Source organism: Thermogemmatispora tikiterensis (assembly GCF_003268475.1).
Classification (GTDB): domain Bacteria; phylum Chloroflexota; class Ktedonobacteria; order Ktedonobacterales; family Ktedonobacteraceae; genus Thermogemmatispora; species Thermogemmatispora tikiterensis.
The window spans coordinates 3,520,378-3,538,159 of the sequence record NZ_MCIF01000002.1 but is presented as its reverse complement, the minus strand read 5'-3'; the positions used below and the strand labels follow the sequence as shown (position 1 = coordinate 3,538,159).

At 59.6% G+C, this 17,782-nt stretch carries 14 protein-coding genes; 11 read left to right on the top strand and 3 right to left on the bottom strand.

Annotated elements, in window-relative coordinates; all coding sequences use genetic code 11:
* Positions 1-17 precede the first annotated feature (17 nt).
* Both hutI and hutH read left to right on the top strand, forming a co-directional pair.
* The gene (gene hutI, locus A4R35_RS14215; RefSeq protein WP_112430446.1) at positions 18-1,301 is read left to right on the top strand and encodes an imidazolonepropionase; all 1,284 of its coding nucleotides are present in this window, start codon (positions 18-20) and stop codon (positions 1,299-1,301) included.
* A gap of 455 nt (positions 1,302-1,756) precedes the next feature.
* Positions 1,757-3,307 (top strand): histidine ammonia-lyase, encoded by a 1,551-nt coding sequence (gene hutH / locus A4R35_RS14210; protein ID WP_112430444.1) that lies wholly within the window; start codon positions 1,757-1,759, stop codon positions 3,305-3,307.
* 276 nt (positions 3,308-3,583) lie between these two features.
* Here the strand turns inward: hutH and A4R35_RS14205 are convergent, their stop codons facing one another.
* Positions 3,584-4,351, bottom strand: a complete 768-nt coding sequence (locus tag A4R35_RS14205; protein WP_189361804.1) for an SDR family NAD(P)-dependent oxidoreductase — start codon at positions 4,349-4,351, stop codon at positions 3,584-3,586.
* Between the two features lie 466 nt (positions 4,352-4,817).
* On the opposite strand from A4R35_RS14205, the gene A4R35_RS14200 reads away from it, so the two are divergent.
* The 5 genes from A4R35_RS14200 to A4R35_RS14180 all read left to right on the top strand — a co-directional run bounded on the left by A4R35_RS14200 (position 4,818) and on the right by A4R35_RS14180 (position 10,836).
* Entirely contained in the window at positions 4,818-6,296 is a 1,479-nt protein-coding gene (locus A4R35_RS14200) for a pyridoxal phosphate-dependent aminotransferase (RefSeq protein ID WP_112430440.1), read from the top strand.
* Between the two features lie 668 nt (positions 6,297-6,964).
* Entirely contained in the window at positions 6,965-7,981 is a 1,017-nt protein-coding gene (gene gap / locus A4R35_RS14195; protein WP_112430438.1) for a type I glyceraldehyde-3-phosphate dehydrogenase, read from the top strand.
* Between the two features lie 73 nt (positions 7,982-8,054).
* The gene (locus A4R35_RS14190) at positions 8,055-9,248 is read left to right on the top strand and encodes a phosphoglycerate kinase (RefSeq protein ID WP_112430436.1); all 1,194 of its coding nucleotides are present in this window, start codon (positions 8,055-8,057) and stop codon (positions 9,246-9,248) included.
* A gap of 17 nt (positions 9,249-9,265) precedes the next feature.
* Positions 9,266-10,069: a triose-phosphate isomerase gene (gene tpiA / locus A4R35_RS14185; RefSeq protein WP_112430434.1), complete on the top strand. Its 804-nt coding sequence runs from the start codon at positions 9,266-9,268 to the stop codon at positions 10,067-10,069.
* Positions 10,070-10,353: 284 nt separating this feature from the next.
* The gene (locus A4R35_RS14180) at positions 10,354-10,836 is read left to right on the top strand and encodes a DUF5680 domain-containing protein (protein ID WP_112430432.1); all 483 of its coding nucleotides are present in this window, start codon (positions 10,354-10,356) and stop codon (positions 10,834-10,836) included.
* Between the two features lie 189 nt (positions 10,837-11,025).
* Here the strand turns inward: A4R35_RS14180 and A4R35_RS14175 are convergent, their stop codons facing one another.
* On the bottom strand, positions 11,026-12,438 hold the full coding sequence (locus A4R35_RS14175; protein ID WP_112434205.1) for a class II fumarate hydratase: 1,413 nt from the start codon (positions 12,436-12,438) through the stop codon (positions 11,026-11,028).
* A gap of 305 nt (positions 12,439-12,743) precedes the next feature.
* On the opposite strand from A4R35_RS14175, the gene A4R35_RS14170 reads away from it, so the two are divergent.
* From A4R35_RS14170 to A4R35_RS14155, 4 genes are all read left to right on the top strand, one after another.
* A complete protein-coding gene (locus A4R35_RS14170; protein WP_112430430.1) occupies positions 12,744-13,310 on the top strand; it encodes a DUF402 domain-containing protein in 567 nt (188 codons plus the stop codon).
* 86 nt (positions 13,311-13,396) lie between these two features.
* On the top strand, positions 13,397-13,687 hold the full coding sequence (locus A4R35_RS14165; protein ID WP_112430428.1) for a hypothetical protein: 291 nt from the start codon (positions 13,397-13,399) through the stop codon (positions 13,685-13,687).
* 472 nt (positions 13,688-14,159) lie between these two features.
* A complete protein-coding gene (gene panD, locus A4R35_RS14160; RefSeq protein ID WP_112430426.1) occupies positions 14,160-14,582 on the top strand; it encodes an aspartate 1-decarboxylase in 423 nt (140 codons plus the stop codon).
* Positions 14,583-14,903: 321 nt separating this feature from the next.
* Positions 14,904-15,587, top strand: a complete 684-nt coding sequence (locus A4R35_RS14155) for a regulatory protein RecX (protein WP_112430424.1) — start codon at positions 14,904-14,906, stop codon at positions 15,585-15,587.
* On the opposite strand, the gene A4R35_RS14150 is transcribed toward A4R35_RS14155, so the two are convergent.
* On the bottom strand, positions 15,577-17,763 hold the full coding sequence (locus A4R35_RS14150; RefSeq protein WP_189361802.1) for a serine/threonine protein kinase: 2,187 nt from the start codon (positions 17,761-17,763) through the stop codon (positions 15,577-15,579). The two genes, A4R35_RS14155 and A4R35_RS14150, sit on opposite strands and share 11 nt — an antisense overlap.
* Positions 17,764-17,782 lie beyond the last annotated feature (19 nt).

The following is a 17,782-nucleotide window of genomic DNA, read 5'->3' as shown; positions in this document are numbered from 1 at the left end:
ACAAGGAGAAGCAACTCATGCAGGCCGAACCAGTGCAGCCTCCCATTCGAGCGAGCGCGGTCATTCGCAATATCAAACAGCTCGTAACAGTAGCCCAGCAGCCAATTGAAGGAGCCAGCGGAGCGCTGCAGGTACTGAACAACGCAGCGTTAGCGGTCTACCACGGCAGAATTGTCTGGATTGGGCCTGACAATGAAGCGGAGCCATTATTCCTTTCAACGCGCCAGGATGGGATCACCATCGTCGATGCCCAGGGAGCAGTCGTTACTCCTGGCTTTGTCGACTCGCACACCCACCTTGTCTTTGCGGGTCAGCGTGCTGAAGAGTTTCACCTGCGTCGGGCGGGGGTCAGCTACGCTGAACTGCTGGCGCAGGGCAAAGGGATCTTAACGACCGTGGAAGCGACCCGCAAGGCCGATGCCGAAACCTTACTGGCGCTGGCGCAGAGGCGGCTCCATCTCATGCGGGATCATGGCACGACCACAGTCGAGATCAAGAGTGGCTACGGCCTTGACCGCATCAATGAAGAAGCCTGTTTGCACATCATCAACAATCTCAAGGCCCTGGAGGAAAGGACCTCGTCTTCTGTGCCTCAGCAGGTGCGCGTTGTTCCTACCTTTCTAGCGGCGCATGTTCTGCCCCCGGAATACCGCGAGCGAAGAGCGGACTACCTCGATCTGGTTGTCGAGGAACTGCTGCCCTCCTTTGTGGGGTTGGCGCACTTCTGTGACGTCTTCTGCGAAGCGGAGGCCTTCACGGTAGAGGAGTGTCGCAGGATTCTGAGGCGGGCCAGAGATTTGGGCTATCGTCTGAAGATCCATGCGGATCAGCTCAGCCCCTCGGGTGGTGCGCGCCTGGCGGCGGAGTTAGGGGCGACCTCTGCCGATCACCTGGATCATGCCAGCGACGAAGACCTCAAAGCGCTGCGGGACGCCGGCGTGGTGGCGACGCTTCTGCCAGGCTGCTCTTACACGCTGCGCAGTCCATATCCATCAGCGCGGCGCTTGCTGGACCTGGGTCTCACCGTGGCCCTGGCTACCGATTGTAATCCTGGGACCTCCTATTGTGAAAACATGCAGATGATGATTGGCTTGGCGATGGCGGAGATGGATATGTCCCTGGAGGAGGCACTCACGGCAGCGACCATTAACGGGGCGAAGGCGCTGGCTCTGGAAGAGGAGATTGGCAGCATTGAGATCGGCAAGCGCTGCGAGCTTGCTCTCTGGCAGCTTGAGGACTATCGTGAGATCGGCTACCATTTTGGGGTTAATCTGGTACAGTCGACGCTCACACTGCTCTAGCCACTGGCAAGATCGGCTTAGATTAGGTGTTCAATGAGGCGACCTTGCGCCTGAGCCAGACCCCTGGTTGACCAGTGGACTGACAATCAGCAGCAGACCAGGCCACCCTTGCCAGCCAGAGAAGGGCTACGAAGAGGTGGAGAGAGGCGCAAGGCTTTCAACCGTCAGTCAGGCTCTTGCCTGAGCAAGGCCTGCCATCGTGCTGTGTGAGCTACTCTGGCTATCCTTAGTGACAGGCAGTGTTTCACGTGAAACACTGCCTCCTTTATCAGTCGCGAGGCCGGACCGGGGCTGAGGCCTGTGGCCTCTTCTACCATTGCCCGGTTGGCCAGGCCAGCCGCCCCTGGCAAAGCAGGAAAAGACCTGGCGACCCGCTCAGCCGGGTCGTTTGCCTTTCCAGATTCCTTCTGCTACAATCCTGGCAGGAGGCAAAGTAGCCAGAAAGGACTTCAGCGATGAAGAATCACGCGACCCGTCATCAAACGGACTTCCACAGCGCCCCCCTGGTTCTCAATGGCCAGGCCCTCACGCCTGCCGAAGTCGTCGCCGTAGCTCGGCACCGGATTCCGGTGCAGCTAGGACCAGAGGCTGAGGTCCGTATCCAGCGTGCACGGACTTTTATCGAGCGCATCGTAGCTGAAGATCGCAAAGTCTACGGTGTCACTACCGGCTTCGGTCATCTCAGCCGCGTACGTATCAAGCATGAGCAAGTGCTCGATCTGCAGTACAATCTCCTGCGCAGCCACGCTGCTGGTCTGGGGGAACCACTTGATGAAGAAACCACACGGGCCATGCTCCTTCTCCTCGCAGCCAGCCTGGCCCGTGGCCACTCTGGCGTGCGCGTGGAAGTTGTGCGCCTTCTCATAGACTTGCTCAACGCTCAACTCCATCCCATCGTGCCCTCGCGTGGCTCGGTAGGAGCCAGCGGGGATCTTGCCCCGTTGGCCCATCTGGCGCTGGTCCTTGTAGGAGAAGGTGAAGCCTGGTATCGTGGACGGCGCCTTCCGGGAGCAGAGGCGCTAGCCGAGGCCGGCCTGCGACCGCTCCGCCTCGAAGCGAAAGAGGGGCTGGCTCTGATCAATGGCACTCATCTGATGGAGGCCAGTGCTATCCTTGCCCTGGAAGACGCCTGGAACTTGCTCCAGACGGCAGAAGTAGCCTGTGCCCTGAGCGTTGAGGCCCTCATGGGCAGCCATGTACCTTTCGATGAGCGCATTCAACGCCTGCGCAATCAGCGTGGCCAACAGGAGAGCGCTGGGCACCTGCGCCGTCTGCTGGCTAACAGCGAAATCAAACGCAGTCATGAGGACTGTCCCCGGGTGCAGGACCCCTATACCCTGCGCTGCGCCCCCCAGGTCTTTGGGGCCGTCCGCGACGCTCTGAACTACTGCAGGGCAGTCTTTGAGCGCGAACTGGGAGCGGTGACTGACAATCCGCTCATTTTCCCTGATGAGGGGGAGGTGCTCACGGGCGGGAATTTCCACGGCCAGCCGCTGGCGCTGGCCCTCGATGTGCTGGCACTGGCCCTGACTCAGCTCGCGAGCTTTGCAGAGCGACGGATCTATCTCCTCATGGGACCACACGACTGGGATGACCAGGGGGCGCCCCTCTTCCTGACGCCCGAGCCCGGTCTCAATTCGGGCCTGATGCTGACCCAATATGTGGCAGCAGCTCTGGTCAATGAGATGAAGGTGCTGGCGCATCCGGCGAGCATCGACTCGCTCCCAACCTCAGCGGGAACAGAGGATTTTGTCAGTATGGGGGTGACGGCGGCCCATAAAGCTCGCCGTATCCTGGAGCTGGCGCAGCAGGTGGTGGCCATCGAACTGCTCTGTGGGGCTCAGCTTTTAGAGTTTCGCCGTCCTCTGCGCGCTGGCGAGGGGGTGGAGCAAGCCTTCGCGCTCGTGCGGACCTATGTGCCGAAGCTGGAACGCGATCGCCCGCCTGCTCCTGATATTGAGCGCCTGACTCGCGCTGTGCGGGAAGGAGTGTTTGGCCAACTCTAGACAAAGCAGACGAGCCAACCCGGCAGCGCCAGCCAGAACTGGCAGTGCCACGAGGAAGATAGCCTGTCTCCTGTTTCACGTGAAACGATGACGAGGCGCTCCGACGGACCACCGCCGCAAAGGTTTCACGTGAAACAGTGCAGACGGGGGCTGCCTCTCCTCTGCGCCAGAGGAGAAGATAGCGGATACTCTACAGGCCATCTGCTGCCAATCTGGACCCTGGCCTCTCTGCCGCTGCACTGCTCACCTTTCTCTTGGCCGCCGTCTACTGCCGCTCTAAAGCGCACCGATGACCTCGCCGCCATCGATAATCAGAACTTGTCCCGTGATAAAAGAGGCGGCGGGTGATGCCAGAAACAGCGCTGCCGCGACCACATCGTCCGCCTGCCCCCAGCGTCTCAGCGGAATGCGCTCGGCCACACGCTCGCGAAAGCGCGCCGGACGTGACCGGACCCAATCGTTCTCGATCCACCCCGGAGCAATACAGTTCACACGAAGATCCGGCGCCAGCTCACGTGCGAGGCAGCGGCTCAAAGCGATGACGGCCCCTTTGGCCGTAGCATAGACCTGACTGACGAAGCCAGGTGCTCCATCCAGCGCGTGATTCCAGGCAACATTGAGGATGCAACCGCCGCTGCTCATCAAAGGAACCGCAGCCCGACAACAGCGCCAGGTGCCCAACACGTCAACTTGCAACAGTCGCTCGAAACGTTCCTCCTCGCTCAGGCCGCCTGTCTCAGTTGTATTGGCGCTAGCTCCAGCATTATTGACCCAGACGTCGAAGCGACCGAGGGCTGCGTGTGCCTGAGAGACCAGCCGCTCAACCTGCGCCGACGAGCGTAAGTCGGCCTGCAAGGCCAACGCCAGGCCGCCCTGCTGCTCGATCTCCCTGACCAGCTCCTGAGCAGCGGCCTCCGAGTGCCCATAGTGCACCAGCACTTTGGCTCCCTCTCTCGCAAAAGCCAGTGCTAAGGCCCTTCCCAGTCCTCGCGCGGCCCCGGTGATCACAACACTACGTCCGTGGAATGGCCGCCCTTCGCGCATACGCTGCATCTCCCTTCCCTTGCTTATGGTCTGCTTGCCTACTCGCTCGTGACCTCTCCCAACTGCCTCACGTAGGATCGACGAAACGAGGCCTTCGCCTGCGCTGTGATCTGGCGAGTAAGACCAGCATACAGCCTGTCTTTTCCTACCTGCCTGCTATTGTACCTGGACCTGGCCACTGCTGTCAGTAAAGGGCGACAGCGCCACAACAGCTCCGCCAACTCGATCGCTGTGACAGGACAGAGTGGCTGGTCGCACCCTTGAGAATGGTTCAGCTCGCAGGACCTGTCACTCCTCCAGCGCGCTGGCGCGCGTCTGCCAGTGCCTTGGTTGCCTGGCATCAACGGCATATGTTATCCTGTCTGAGGAGCCGTTTCCTCTGAAGAAACGGCTAGCGACGATCAAGGTCGATCGTTCGCGCTAGCCAGGTTGCGCCAGGACGGCGCAAGGAAGGGAGTAAACAGCGGTGATTACTCACGGGACACCTGCAGATTCATCTCGGGCAGACGATCAGCCGCACCTGCCCGTCCAGGAGCAGCGTGCCATCATCCAGCGCCTACGCCATGAACTCCTGCTGCAGTATCGACCTATGCTACAACAGGGGGCGGGACCTATTCGCGTGATGGCGCGAATGGTCGCCGAATTAAGCAGGCGCTGTCGCGATCTCAAACTCGATGAAGAGATCATCGCCAGCGAAATTGTCGATCGTACCATCGGTGACGTGGATCTCCGTCGGATTGTGGAGTGCGAGGGAGATCCTGGGGGATCAGGAGATTACCGGATGCTTGCCGATGAGCTGGGGATCGCTCTCCCCGGTGAGAATCTCAATGGCTATACGGCCACCGGTGAGGTTTACCTATGGCTGCGCGATCGGATGCTTGACTACGAGCGCTCGCTTCTGGACCAGAAGATCGATCTGCGCATCTACGATATTATTGGCATTGGCAATCCGGTGCTGCGTGACTGGCTCGCCGCCAACTGGCAAGAGCAGTGGGGCCTGACGGTGAAGGGCGAGCAGGTTTATCTGAGCCTGGGGGCGATGGATGGAATTGATAAGACCTTGCGCGGCTTTCGCCAGATGTGCGATGAACAAGGGATCAAGGAGAGAGCAGTGCTCTTCCCTGCCCCCGGCTTCGGCGTGCCCGAGGCCCAGGCCCGGGCCTACGGTTACCGCTTGCATCGTGTCAACACGCGGCCCGAGCATCGCTTCAAACTGACCGCTGAGGAGCTGGAGCAGGCGCTGCAAGAGGCGCCCGATATCCGCCTGATCTATCTGACGGTCACAAACAATCCAACAACCTTTGCTTTTACTCCACAGGAGCTGCTTGCTCTGCATACTGTCGTCCGGCGCCAGCGCGAGGCCGGGCGGCAGCTCTTCTTCCTGGCCGATCTGGCCTACGTGGGCACGGGGCGCCCGGAGGACGATCAGGCGCGCATGGCTACCTTTGCTGATCCCGCTCACCTGGAACAGACCATCTTTGTAAGCAGCCTCTCGAAAACGCTCTCGCTGACTGGCGATCGTTTCGGCTGGGTGACTATCGGCGACGCTCGTCTTGCTCCAGCACTGGCCCCCGGCTGGTCTAATAGCATGGCTTCACTGCCAGCGGAGTGGCAGCTACGCTTCATGGCTTACCTCCAGTTGTTGCGTGAGCGCCCCTATCTGATCGAGAAGCTGCGCAACCTCTATCGTCTACGTCGTCGTCGCTTTATCGCCCAGCTACAGCAACTTGATCAAGAGCTGCAGCTCTTCGCGGAGATCTACCTGGATGACGATGCCACTGTCTATAACTGGAGTCAGCTACGCCCTGGTGAGGATGCCTTTTCTCTGTTCGAGAAGACCGGCATTGCTGGCGTACCAGGCTCCGGCTTCGGTTATACCGATGAGTATGTGCGCTTCTCTGTCGGGGTGATTCCTGTTCCTGTTGCTGCGCCCTGGCGACGCTAGCCGGGACGGGCAGAGGCCCAGGCCAGATCAAGAGGCCAGGTCCAGGAGTTCAGGAACTGAGGAGCACGTGACCTCGGCCACATGGGCGGTGCGTGAGTGGTGAGAGGGCCTGAGCTGGTGGCTGGGCCTTTCTCGCTCGCCACGCCGGCTGGAGACTATTCTTGAGTGCGGAGCGGAGCAGGTTGTGCGTGACATGCGCCTTGACCTGGAGGTGGCGCAGGTGTGCGCGAGCCGGCAAGGCCGCTGCTTGACCCTCACTAGAACTGGTGATACTCTTTTAGCTGAGTGTGGGCGCCTGCGGGACGCTTCCGCGGCGCCGAAGTAGTGGCCGCGTGGACTCTGGCTAATGGCGTGCGTGCAAGCGCGGTGCGGCGGGTGAGCCGCTGAAGAAATGAGCAGCGCCAGCTGAGAAAGTCAGCAGGAGGGCGTCTGGCGCGTGCAAGGCAACGCTGTGTCCAGCAGAGAAGGTGCGGCGGTCGTTCCTCGATGAAGAGGTGTGAGGGGGCAGACAAGATTCTGTCCAGCGCTTCCCTGTGTTTCACGTGGAACACCTGGGGAGGGCGTCTTGTCTCAGGATTGTGGAGGCGCTTTATCCTCCCGCTCCAGCGCTTCTCAGTCATACGATCTATGACTAGTAGCAGCAAGTAGCAAGAAGGAGAAACATCCGCATGGTAACACGAGTAGGCATCAACGGTTTTGGCCGCATCGGACGGCAATCCTTCAAGGCGATGCTCGAACGTTATCCCCACGAGCTAGAGGTCGTCGCCGTCAACGATCTCACCGACACCTACACCAATGCCCACTTGCTCAAGTACGACTCCACCTATGGCCGTTTCCCGGGCCAGGTTGAGGCAACCCCCGAATCTCTCATCGTCAATGGCCACACCATCAAGGTCCTCGCTCAGCGTGATCCCGCGCAAATTCCCTGGGGCGACCTGGGTGTCGATATCGTGATTGAGTCCACCGGCCTCTTCACCGATGCCGATAAGGCAAAGGCCCACTTGCAGGGCGGGGCAAAAAAGGTGATCATCTCCGCTCCGGCCAAGGGCGAGGATATCACGATCGTGCTCGGCGTCAATGAGCACATGTATGACCCGGCCAAGCACCACATTATCTCTAACGCCTCCTGTACGACGAACTGTCTGGCCCCCGCTGCCAAGGTCCTCAACGACCGCTTCGGCATCGAGCATGGCCTCATGAATACGATCCACTCCTATACCAATGATCAGCGTATTCAAGATCTGGTGCACAAGGATCTGCGCCGGGCTCGTGCCGCCGCCCTCAATATTATTCCGACCACCACTGGCGCTGCCCGCGCCGTGGCGCTGGTGATCCCCGAACTGAAAGGCCGCTTCGATGGCATGTCCCTCCGTGTACCTACTCCTACGGTCTCAGTCGTCGACTTCGTGGCAACCCTGCGCCAGCCTGCTACGCGTGAGGAGGTGAATGCGGCTTATAAGGAGGCGGCTGCCGGCTCTCTCAAGGGGATCTTGGATTACACCGAAGAGCCGCTGGTCTCCTCCGATTTCCGCGGCGATACCCATTCAGCTATTATCGATGGCCTCTCGACGATGGTCACCGGGGGCGGCTACATGGTCAAGGTGATCGCCTGGTATGACAATGAGTGGGGCTACTCGACGCGTGTAGCCGATCTGACTCACTTCATCGCCGAGAAGGGCTGGTAGGTAGCGCTTCGGCGTGGTCGCTCATTGCAAGGGCGGGGCCTGCCCCGCCCTTCTGGATGGAGGGTGCACTGGCATGAATAAGAAGACGGTTCGTGATATCGAGGTGGAGGGTAAACGGGTGCTGGTGCGCGTGGATTTCAATGTGCCTCTCGATGAGGAGGGTCACATTACTGATGATACGCGCATCCGGGCCGCGCTGCCAACGATTCAGTATCTGCTCGACCACGGGGCGGCGGTCATTCTGATGTCCCACCTGGGCCGACCTAAAGGCAAGGTGGTGGAGAAGCTGCGCATGGCTCCAGTGGCTGTGCGTCTGAGCGAGCTGTTGCAGCGTCCTGTCCAGCTAGCCCCCGATTGCGTTGGTCCCCAGGTCGAGGAGTTGGCACGAGCACTACAGCCGGGCCAGGTGCTGCTACTGGAGAATCTGCGCTTCCATGCCGAGGAGGAGCAGAATGATCCCGCGTTCGCCCGCCGTCTGGCTGCGCTCGGCGATCTCTATGTGAACGATGCCTTTGGTACGGCTCACCGCGCTCACGCCTCCACAGAAGGCGTGACCCACTATCTGCCCGGCGTTGCCGGCTTCTTGATGGAGAAGGAGCTGAATTTCCTGGGCGCGGCCCTGGAGAATCCTCGTCGTCCTTTTGTGGCGGTAATCGGTGGGGCCAAAGTTTCCGATAAAATCGCTGTCCTGGAACGCCTGCTGACGCTGGCCGATGCCCTGTTGATCGGCGGCGGTATGGCTAATACGTTTCTGAAGGCGGAGGGCTATGAGGTTGGCGCTTCGCTGGTCGAAGAAGGCAAGCTCGATGTCGCTCGCGATCTGCTGATGCGCGCGCGCGAGCGCAAGCTAGAGTTGGTGCTGCCTGTGGATGTGGTGATTGCCGACCGCTTTGCTCCCGATGCTCAATGGCGTGTGGTGCCGCGCGATCAGGTGGAGCCAGGCTGGCGTATTCTGGATATCGGACTCGAGACAGTGGCGGCTTTCCGCCAGGTGCTGGAGAAGGCCCAGACAATCGTTTGGAACGGCACCCTTGGGGTAGCTGAGATGCCGGCTTTCGCTCGCGGCACCAAGGCGGTGATTGAGATCCTGGCAGCCTGCACTGCCCGTGGGGCTACCACTGTCATCGGCGGTGGCGATTCCGCTGCCGCGGTCGAGCAGGCGGGCGCTGCTGACAAGATGACGCATGTGTCAACCGGTGGAGGCGCTTCGCTGGAGTTCCTCGAAGGGCGCATCCTGCCTGGGGTCGCCGCCCTGCAGGATCGCTGAGGGTGAGGTGATTAGCAATGACAACGGCCCCGGCGCGCACTGCCATTATTGCGGGTAATTGGAAGATGCACTATGGCCCGCGCATGGCTTCTAGCTTTGCACTGGAGATCACGCCAGCTTTGGGCAAGTTGCTGAACGAGTATCCGTATTTGCTCTGCATTCTTTGCCCCCCAGCTATCTCGCTCTCGGCGGTCCGCGAGGTGCTCGACGCTCTGCTCTTCGAACGCATTGAACTGGGCGCTCAGAATATGCATTTTGAGGAGAAGGGCGCGTTCACGGGTGAGATTTCGCCTCTAATGGTTCGTGAGCTGTGTACGACAGTCATCCTGGGTCATTCGGAGCGCCGCGCCTATTTTGGCGAGAGCGATGAGCTGGTGAATCGCAAGGCTCAGGCTGCACTCAGTCATGGCCTGCGTCCGATTGTGTGCGTGGGCGAGCGCCTGGAGGAGCACGAAGCTGGAAAAACAGAGGCCGTGATCCGGTCGCAGGTGCAGAAGAGTCTGGCAAATTTCCGTAGCGAGCGGGCCTGTGATGTGGTGATCGCTTACGAACCGGTGTGGGCGATTGGCACGGGTAAGGCCTGCCCCGGCGAAGATGCTCAGCGGACCATCCACCTGATCCGCGAGCTGTATGCCGATATGTATGGCGGCGAGACGGCTAACGCTGTACGTATCCTCTATGGGGGAAGTGTGACCTCAGCCAATATCGCTGAGTATGTGACTCAGGCCGATATTGATGGGGCGCTCGTCGGCGGCGCCAGCCTCAAGTCCGATTTTGTGGAAATTGTCCGTAAAAGTATTGAGGTGCTGAGGCCGTCCTGATCCTCCCCGAGCTGCCTCCTGGCGAGCTGACTTGCTCCTGGCCCGACGGTAAAAAGGTGGTTGCTCCTCTCTGCTCCTGCTTCCCTGACTGACTAGGCTGCAGCAGAGAGGAGCCTTTGCTTCCAATGGGATTGCCCTCCGAGCCGCCTGGTGAGTTCAGCTGAATCTCTCAGCTCTGGTACTGAGACTCCGCTTGAACTGTCAAGATACTGTTACAGTTTAACTGTTGCAGTTAGCCCCGCTATCATGTCAGCTCCTACTTCGGATAAGAGGAGGTACACTTGATGGTAGAGTTTGAGAAAGGGGATTTCCTGACTTTTCTGCTGGAGGCAAAACGCCATACTTATGCCGCTCTGGGCGATGCGGCCTCAGTGAGACCTGTGCTTCCTGGTTCTCGACAGTTGGAGTGGCGTGATAGGGCCTGGCTCTATCGCGATATCTACTTTGGTATGGCCTTCTTTGTTGGACAGGAAGTGGTTTCCTGGCAGGCACAACCGGTTTGGTCAATGGCCTATGCCGGTGGTGTGATCGAGGAGCTTGGAGGCCAGGCGGAGAAAGTCGGCACTATCTACGCATTTTTACGTCGCGCATTGCGTCAGGTGTCAGCAGAGCTACCGTTTCGGGGTCCTGCTTGCTGGGAAGAGCAGGATTGGCGCTATATCAACCGTGTGGAAGGTAACCTGGAGGTTTTTCAGGGAGAAGAAGAGATTACTGCTGCCGGGACGGTCCTCTATCGCCTGCGTTACTGTGGAGGCTTTTTGCGCTAGGTTCTGCACTGGCTCCATGATTGCTGGCTCTGAAGCGACACCACGGACACCACGACGATGCCAACCTGGGGGCAGACGAGCGGGGCCAACCAGGCTGGCATACTGGGAGATGGCAGCTTTTGCTTCGCTCCCTGTGCTGGTTCTGCCTCGCTCGTCTCTGATCTGGCCGGGCTGAGCTGGACTGCCAGCTTAGCCCGCGGCAGGTCCGGCTTCCAGACCTGGCTGTGTCATGCGCTCCGGATTCAAAATGTGTGCCAGTTCTTCTTCGCTCAGTTGCGTGCGCTCGCGGGCGACCTCGCGCACTGTGCGCCCGGTGCGGTGGGCCTCCTTGGCGATCTCCGCGGCGGCGTCATAGCCAATGATCGGGGCCAGTGCGGTACAAATCGCCAGTCCGCGCTCGACCATCTCTGGCCCCTTCTCGGTGGCCTTAATGCCGCGCAGGCATTGCTCGGTGAAATTCCGCACAGCGGCGCTGAGTAGGCTGATGGACTGCAGGAGGTTGTAGGCCGTCACCGGCATCATTACGTTGATCTCGAAGTTGCCCGACTGACCGGCCACTGTGATGGTGGTGTGGTTGCCCATCACCTGGGCGCAGACCATGCACAGCGACTCGGCGATCACTGGGTTGACTTTGCCGGGCATGATGGAACTGCCAGGTTGGACGGCAGGTAGCTCAATTTCGCCGAAGCCAGCGCGTGGCCCCGATCCCATCCAGCGAATATCGTTGGCAATCTTCATCAGGCTCACTGCCAGGGTATTGAGCGCGCCGCTGGCCTCGACTGCGTTATCCAGCGTGCTCTGAGCCTGGAAATGATTGCTGGTCTCGCGCACAGTCACCCCGTTCATGTCAGAGAGTCGGCGGCAGACGCGGGCGGCAAACTCAGGGTGGGTGTTGATGCCTGTACCGACCGCGGTGCCTCCGAGCGCGACCTCGGAGAGTTCGTTTTCGGCGTGCCGCAAGCGGGCAATGCCGCGTTCGATCTGCCCGGCATAGCCGAGAAACTCCTGCCCCAGACGGATGGGCGTGGCGTCCTGCAGATGAGTACGCCCGGTCTTGATAATGGGCCAGAAGGCTTCGGCTTTTTCTTGCAGCACGCGCCGCATCTCCTCTAAAGCAGGGATCAGCTCTTTGTCGATACTCACCAGAGCTGAAAGATGAATAGCTGTGGGGATGACGTCGTTGGAGGATTGCCCGAAGTTCACGTGATCGTTGGGGTGAACCAGCCGCGAACCACGCGCTCCTCCTAGCAGCTCGCTGGCTCGGTTGGCAATGACCTCGTTAGCGTTCATGTTCGTCGAGGTCCCAGAGCCGGTCTGGAAGATATCGACTACGAAGTGCTCGTCGAGTTTACCATCGATAACCTCCTGGGCCGCCTGGACAATGGCGGCGGCAAGGCGCTCGTCAAGCAGACCTAGCTCGGCATTGGTCTGCGCAGCTGCTTGCTTGATCTGGCCTAGGGCACGGATAAAAGCACGCGGGAAGCGGAGATCACTGATGGGGAAGTTGAGAACGGCGCGCTGGGTACTGGCTCCGTAATAGGCGTTTGCTGGAACGCGCATCTCTCCCATGGAGTCACGTTCAATGCGCGTTTCTTCTGCCAGGCTGCTCACAGCATCCTCCTCGATGGAATCCTGGTCATTCTCACTTACTAGCTTACCAGGGCTGGAAGACGATCTGCCGCCTCTCTCTTCTCGGGCCTTGCTTTCGAAGAGTGATGGAGACAAGTCAGGCCCAACCCCAGCTTGCTGCCTGTCCATTATATCACTGCCCTGTGGCGCGGCAGCGGTGTTTGCGCTGGAACCCGCTCGCGAGGGCAGCCTCTGGCATGGCAGGCTACTCTTCGCTATAATGTAGTCTGAAGGCTGCGAAGCATGGGTCGATTCTTTCTGTAGGATGCTCGTCAGACATGTTACTTGAGGTTGAAATACAGAAGATGCTCGTGGATGGCAGTGAGTGGGGAGCGTGGAAAGGCTACCAGCTTCCGCTGAGTGACGAGTACGTCTCGATCTGGACACCGGTCGGTACCCCAATGCACTGGCGACCAGGAACCTGGATTCTAGAGCGGCATTCGCTAACCTACTTCTGGCCCCATGCCTGGTATACTATTCATATCGGCTATGACCAGCAGGACGGGCACTTTGTGAGCGGCTACTGCGATGTGGTGCTGCCGACCGATCCCTATACGAGTACCTCTCAACGGCTGATCTACGTGGACCTCTATGTTGATGTGGTGATTCGTGAGGATTTCAGCGTCTATACCAAAGACCAGGAGGTCTTCGATCGAGCCGCTCAGCGCTATCCACTGGTTGAGCAGGTGCGCCAGCGCTCATTCGAGGTACTGGCCTGGCTGGAAGAGCAGGCCAGGCAGTGGAGCGGCCCCTTCGCGGTGGTCCCGCGCCGGCTGCCGCTGGTGAACTGGGAACAGCTGAGCGTCGAGGAGATGCGTGCGGCCTGGCGCGCCGCTCTTCAGTAGGCAACGCAGGCTGGCCGTCGAGTTGGGTAACTAGCTCACGACCCCGGTCACAAGTTGATTATGAGTGAGAAGGAAGGTGGCTGCGGGTGCTCTCTGATGAGTTGCGTCAGGCCCTGCTGGCACATGGTATCAGTGCCTGTGATGAGGTGACTTTGCGCCAGACACTGGAAACTTATGTTCCAACCTATACGCTGATCCGTCTGGCTCCCTGGCCAGCACGTCGCTGGAAATGTCGCTATCGACTCTTGATGCGCGATCAGATCTACGATGCGCAAAGCGTCGCTGAGGCTTATGCTCGCGGCTTGCTGGCGGTGCTGGAAGGTCGCTTTCAGCCAGAGCCGGAAACGCAATCACCGTTGGCCTCCCAGGATGAGTGAGTCGCGACTGGCTGCGGCTCTGCCGGTAGCGGGTCTGGCTGGTTCGCTGGAGAGAGCACTGCCTTGCTGAAGCGAATCGATCGTCTGCTCCGGCTACCTCTCCTCGCCCAAAAGGCGGGTGAGCGCTCGGGCAGTGTTCCCTGGCCGGGCTTCGATCGTTTAGAAACAATGAGGGCGCTCCGCCTCTCTGGCGCCTTGACCAGCCGATCTGGCTGCCAGCTACTCGATTGATGGGACCTTATGTATACTGGCGATAAGAGGGGGTGGCAAGGGCTTCCGTCTGGCCAGCTCAACCGTTGGCTGAATCGCTGGGCAGTCAGCCGAACAGCGAGCTGCAGAATACTGGGACAGGGTCCAGGCTCGCTGTTTCTCTGTGGCTCTGGTCTAGTAAGAAGCTGCCTGCTTGCTACAGGGTCGGACGTGGTTAGCACCAGAGCATAACCTATCTGAATAAGAGAAAGAGGTGTTCTGTATGCTGCGTACGATGTGCAAATCAAAGATCCATCGTGCCACAGTCACGATGGCTGATCTCAACTATGTCGGGAGCATCACTATTGATCAGGATCTATTGGAAGCTGCTAACATCTATCCTTATGAAAAGGTTCAGGTTGTCAATGTGACCAACGGCTCGCGTCTGGAAACCTATGCTATTCCCGGTGAGCGTGGCTCGGGCGTCATCTGCTTGAACGGCGCGGCTGCTCGCCTGAATGCCGTCGGCGATATTGTGATCGTGATGAGCTATGCACACTTTACCGAGGAAGAGATCCGCTCGCTCAAGCCGCGCGTTGTCCTGGTCAATGAGCAGAACCAGATTACCGAGTTGCGCGAAGTTCCTCTGATCGAACTGTTGCCCGAGACCGTGGCGGAAGAAACCTACGCGGAGGCCGCTCGCTAAACGCAGCGCAGTAATTCATGTCATGTAACCGCCCGGTTACATGAATTACTGCTTACGTAGGATCTATCGAACGTTCGTAAGATTTCCCCTCGTCATACCAATCCTCTCTAAGATCCCTGCTGTTTTGACCCGTTGTTCCGATGCCGACCGTAGGCGAAAGTAACCCTGTTTTCCTCCTCTCATTGCTGCTCGCTTCCTGGCTGGGGCCAGCTTCACATATCGCCTCAGCGTGCCGAGGTCACATAGCAGGCGCGCCAGAAGCGCGCGTAAGCTGCCGACTGCGACATTGCAGCATCCTCAGCGACGTGCTATAGTAGATCTATGCAGATTACCGCAATAGAGCCACAGGCGAATAAAAACGAGCAGGTGAACCTCTTTGTCGACGGTCAGCGTCTGCTTACGGTCAATATCCTGGTAGTCGAGCGCCTGGGTCTGGCTGTTGGTCAGGAGCTAAGCCCGGAGCTGCTGGCCCGGCTCCGACGAGAGGCTGCCCTACAGCAGGCTCTCGATCGGGCCTTAAACTATCTCTCTTTTCGTCCACGCAGTCGCCAGGAGGTGCACCGCTACTTGCGGAGGAGGGGGGTCGCTCCCGATCTGATCGAAGCGGTGCTGGAGCGGCTCACTGAGCTGGGTTTAGTCGACGATCGAGCCTTCGCCACCTTCTGGGTAGAATCGCGCGAGCGTTTTCATCCCGAGGGGGCCAGGGCCTTACAGAGTGAGCTGCGAGCACGGGGTGTAGCGCCCGAAATTGCTGCCGAGGTGGTGAGGCAGGAAGATGACGAAGAGCGAGCCTTACAGGCTGGACGCAAGAAGGTGCGAGTGCTCTTGCGCGGTGGAGCCGCTAAGAACTATGAGGCCTTTCGCAATCAGTTGGGGGCCTTTCTTCTGCGCCGGGGTTTCAGCTACGAGACGGCCAAGCGGGTCGTCCGTCAGCTCTGGCATGAGAGCCGTACCAGCGCCGCGGACGTCGACCCCGCTGATCCCGCCGATGAGCCTATGGATTAGAGGAGGCGTGGACCGTTGGTGAGGCTGTGGCCGTCGCCGACGCCGGGCCGGAACCGCTGGCCGAGGGCAGCTGGACATTGGGCAGGTTCGTGGGATTCACCGGAATGATCTGGATGCGCTGCGGATCATCTGGCAGCACATCATTGCTACCGCCGGTAAGGTGGATACTGACCGAAGCCGGATCGACACCCGGCAGCTTCTGCAGATATGTGCGTGCCTGACCGACCTTCAAGCCTTTGATATGGCTCTTCATGCTCTCCAACTCATCCTGAGAGAAAAGGTACTGCGCTAAAGCGGCAGCGGGCACCTTGAGCGTAGCGGTCCCCTGGTTATCGACGCTCTGCACCTTCACTTTGCCGATCTGGGTGGTCTTCAGCTGGGCATGGGCACCCAGTTGCTGCTGAGCCTGTTGCCCTAACAATTGCAACACGAGCGAGCGCACATCTCCCAGGAGAAAGTACTCGACGCTGCCCTGCTCGGTCAACGTAACAGTCACGGTACTGCTTTCAACCCCAATCGGTGGATCGGTCTTCTCGTCCACATCGGAGAAGACGATGTCTCCCACCTGCTGCGCATTTTGCTGCTGGAGCTGACGCTGCAGATCCTGCGAGATCTGATTGACTAGAACCTGCTTCGCCTGGTTGGCCAACCTGATCTGATCGACGATATCGACCGATTGTTTGCAGTCGAGAACCAGTAAGGTGCACTTACGGCCCGTGGTAGCACCCTGCTGAGAAAGCGTCTTGCTTTCACTGAGCACTCTGGCCGGAACGGTTTTGCCCGCCGCGTCAACCTGTTTGGCCTGGAGGCTGGCGGTGATCGTAAAGACCTGGGAGAGTGCGGCGGAGCGAGGTGTGATATTGATCGCGGCGGTCGACAGGCCGGGCGCTTCCAGAAAGAGCAGGCCGCCGATGAGCAAGAGCACCAGGGCGATGGTCACAAAGATTAGGGCCAGCAAGGGATTCTTACGCCGGCGGGGGGGACGACTGCCGAACCTGTCGCCTGGAGCGCTGGCACCGCCAAGGACTTCTCGTCCCAGGTCCATCGTTGGCGCATCATAGTCCTCCTGCGCAAAGCCTCCCTGTCCTGAGATGGAAAAGGGCGGTCGCCCCGTGGAGCGAAACGGAGGCCGTGCAGAAGGAGTATAGGAAGACTGATCGGAAGCATCTTCGGAACGCTGCAAGGTCATCACCTCGGGAGGAGTGTGGCCCGGCGAGGCCGGTGGCCGAGAGACAGCACGCTGGGTGGCAGCTGCTTGTTGACGTGAAGCAGGTTGGGCAGTCGCCCGCTGGGCTGACTGGTGGTGCTTGCTATCCACTTCCGCTGCCGCGACAGCCTGATAGGCCTGCTCGAAGGCTGCCAGCAGCTCCTCGGCGCTGCTGAAGCGCTCTTCGGGGCGCTCGGCGGTTGCGCGTTCTACAACATAGGCCAGCGGCTTGGGGAGTTGGAGGCGTGGCTGCTCCTGCGAGGGTAGCTGACCAGTGAGCATCTGGTAGAGAATAACACCGAGAGAATAGATGTCGTTACTGATAGCTGCGACACCCTGCAGACGCTCGGGAGCCATATAGGCCAGCGTGCCTACCTCGTTGCCCGGCAGGGTCAAAGGTGCATCAGCATGCTGCCCCTGGATCGTGGCGATGCCGAAATCGATGAGGCGCACGTAGACCTTGCCATCGTTGTTGCGATCCAACAGCACATTGCTCGGCTTCAGATCGCGATGAATGACGCCCCGTCGGTGGATGTAGGCCACGGCTTGCACCAGAGCAGTGAAAAGCGAGTAGACCTCGGATAACGGAAGAGGACCATGCTGGAGGCGCTGGGCCAGTGTTCCCCCCTCAATATAAGGGGTGACGAAGAACAGTCGTCCCTGCTCCTCGCCAAACTCGATCAGCGAGAGAATATGCTCATGCTTCAGGTGGGCGTTCACCTCGGCCTCGCGTAGAAAGCGCTGACGCGCGATCGGATCATGCACCAGATCGGGGCGCATGATCTTGATGGCTACCTCACGGCCAAAGGCGGTATGCTGGCGGGCCAGATAGACCTCGCCCATGCCGCCCACGTCTATGCGACGCACCAATTCGTAGTTGCCGAAGCGCCGTCGATTGCTACTACTGTGCTGGCTTCTCTGAGCGTTATTCTCTGGCTCTGGCATAGGAAGACCGAGTTGCTCCCTCATCTCCCACTCCCCTGGCCGC